This is a genomic window from Albidovulum sp. (assembly GCF_049646345.1).
In the GTDB taxonomy this organism is placed as follows: Bacteria; Pseudomonadota; Alphaproteobacteria; order Rhodobacterales; family Rhodobacteraceae; genus Albidovulum.
Map to the genome: position 1 here is coordinate 1 of NZ_JBARVQ010000224.1, position 2,302 is coordinate 2,302.

Consider the following 2,302-nt stretch of genomic DNA (forward strand, 5'->3'; position numbering starts at 1 on the left):
CTGTGTTGCAAGCACGGGATGTCGGAGGGTACCTTCTACAACTGGAAGGCCAAATTCGGCGGCAGGACGGTGTCGGAGGCCAAGCGGCTAAAGGCGCTCGAGGATGAGAACGCCAAGCTGAAGAAGCTGCTGGCCGAACAGATGCTGGATCTGGCTGCAATGAAGGATCTGGTTTCAAAAAAGTGGTAGGGCCCGCCGTGAAGCGCGAAGCCGTCGCGTATCTTCAGGCCGAGCATGGCCTGTCGAAGCGTCGGGCCTGCCACATCGTCGGCGCGGATCGCAGGATGATCCGCTATCGATCTCAGCGTGCGCCGGACACAGTGCTGCGCGGTCGGCTACGGGACCTGGCCAACAAGCGCCGGCGGTTCGGTTGCCGGCGGCTCTTCGTGCTGCTGCGCCGCGAAGGCGAGCCTTCTGGGATCAGCCGGATCTATCGGCTCTACCGCTCGGAAGGGCTGACGGTGCGCCAGCGAAAGGCCCGGCGCAAGGCGGTCGGAACACGGGCGCCATTCCTGGTCGAGGCGCGCCCCAATGCGCGCCCCTCTCGGCAGATTTGCATTGCAAATCGCCTGTCGGGCAATGGGATCTCTGGATGTCGTCCATGATCAGTTCGCCAACGGCCAGCGCTTCCGTGTTCTCAACGTGGTCGACGACGTCACACGTGAATGCCTGGCTGCGATCCCTGACACCTCGATATCAGGGCACCGCGTGGCGCGTGAGCTGACGGCCCTGATCGAGCGCCGCGGAAGGCCTGGGATGATTGTGAGCGACAATGGCACTGAGCTGACCAGTAACGCGATCCTACGATGGTGCTCCGGGCACCGGATCGAATGGCATTACATCGCGCCGGGCAAGCCAATGCAGAACGGTTTCGTTGAAAGCTTCAACGGGCGGATGCGCGATGAGCTGCTCAGCGAGACCATGTTCCGCAACCTGGCACATGCGCGGATCGTGATCGCTGCCTGGGCCGCGGACTACAACACCGAGCGTCCCCATTGGGCCGTCCGGTGTAGGACGGCCCTTTGGCTCAAATCTCGACGGCTTCAGCGATGGCCAGCGCGTCTTCGAGTTCGACGCCGAGATATCGGACGGTACTGTCCATCTTGGTGTGTCCCAGAAGGAGTTGCACGGCACGCAGATTGCCGGTCTTGCGATAGATCTCGGCGACTTTCGTCCTCGGCATCGAATGCGTCCCGTAGGAACTTGGCTCCAGCCCGATCGACGTCACCCAGTCGCGCACAAGGCGGGCGTATTGGCGCGTTGAGATGTGAAGCCGCTCATGAAAGCGTCCGGGCCAAAGGTATTCCGACCCGATCATCAGCGGGTTTCTGAACCAGTCCTCCAGCGACTTCCGCGTACCCTCTGCGAATTCGAAGCGGACCGGCTTGCCGGTCTTGCTCTGGATGATCGAGGCGCGTTCCTTCACCTGCCCGGCGGCATAGACTTCGGCGACCTTGAGTTTCACCAGATCGCAGCCCCTGAGCTTGCTGTCGATCGCGGTGTTGAAGATCGCGAGGTCGCGGATGTTCCCGGCAAGTTCAAGCCGGACCCGGATGGCCCAGACATGTTTCGGCAACAGAGGCCGCTTCTGGCCGACGACGCGGCCCTTGTTCCATGCGGGGCGGCAGGCACGGATGGCGGGAAGATTGGCGATGGTCATGGCATCTCCTCCGGTCCGCCACATGCCACCCCAGCGCCGACAACGCGTCGGCGAGCGAGGTCGTGCGGGCAGGCCTGAGACTGCTCGAAGAACATGAGACCAAGGTTCAGGCCTTGAAAGACGCGCTGCTCGCCGGTGATGAATCCGGCCCGCCCCGTCCCTTGAATGCAGAAGCCTTCCAGGCTCGTATGCACCGCCGACATGCCGGTTGAGATGAAGCGGATACTGTATTCTCCACTCGCGGAGGCCGACCTTGAAGACATCTGGCTGTTCACCGCGCAGCGTTGGTCCACAGAACAAGCGGTCGCCTACACCACCGACCTGAGAGGTGGCTCGGTTTGTCTGAACAGGTTCCCGGCGTTTTCTAAGTGGTTTTCCACCTTGTTTATGCCGCTGCCGCTTGGGGCGCCGACGGATTGAAGTAAGCCTGATCGGGTGTTTTGCCGTCAAGCGATGAGTGGGGCCTCCGACTGTTGTAGAAGCCGAGATAGCGGCCGACCCCGGCGCGGGCTTCCGAGACGCTGGCATAGGCCCGCAGGTAGACCTCTTCGTATTTGATGGTCCGCCAAAGGCGCTCGACGAAGACGTTGTCGCGCCAGGCGCCTTTGCCGTCCATGCTGATCTTGATTTCCCGGCTCGCCA

The 2,302-nt window shown here is 62.2% G+C and carries 3 protein-coding genes and 1 pseudogene; 2 read left to right on the forward strand and 2 right to left on the reverse strand.

Translation table 11 applies throughout. From position 1 onward, the window contains the following. Window positions 1-1,017 (forward strand): annotated as a pseudogene (locus tag WBB85_RS05415) (IS3 family transposase); the annotation flags it as partial. Between the two features lie 10 nt (window positions 1,018-1,027). Here WBB85_RS05415 and WBB85_RS05420 read toward each other — a convergent pair. Beyond that, window positions 1,028-1,660 carry a tyrosine-type recombinase/integrase gene (locus tag WBB85_RS05420; protein WP_432637609.1) on the reverse strand — a complete coding sequence of 211 codons (633 nt, stop codon included), beginning with the start codon at window positions 1,658-1,660 and terminating at the stop codon, window positions 1,028-1,030. Here WBB85_RS05420 and WBB85_RS05425 point away from each other — a divergent pair. Further along, window positions 1,615-1,872, forward strand: a complete 258-nt coding sequence (locus tag WBB85_RS05425; RefSeq protein WP_432637610.1) for a type II toxin-antitoxin system ParD family antitoxin — start codon at window positions 1,615-1,617, stop codon at window positions 1,870-1,872. The genes WBB85_RS05420 and WBB85_RS05425 overlap by 46 nt on opposite strands. A 173-nt stretch (window positions 1,873-2,045) precedes the next feature. Here the strand turns inward: WBB85_RS05425 and WBB85_RS05430 are convergent. After that, on the reverse strand, window positions 2,046-2,302 hold a 257-nt coding region (locus WBB85_RS05430; RefSeq protein WP_432637611.1), incomplete at its 5' end, for an integrase core domain-containing protein.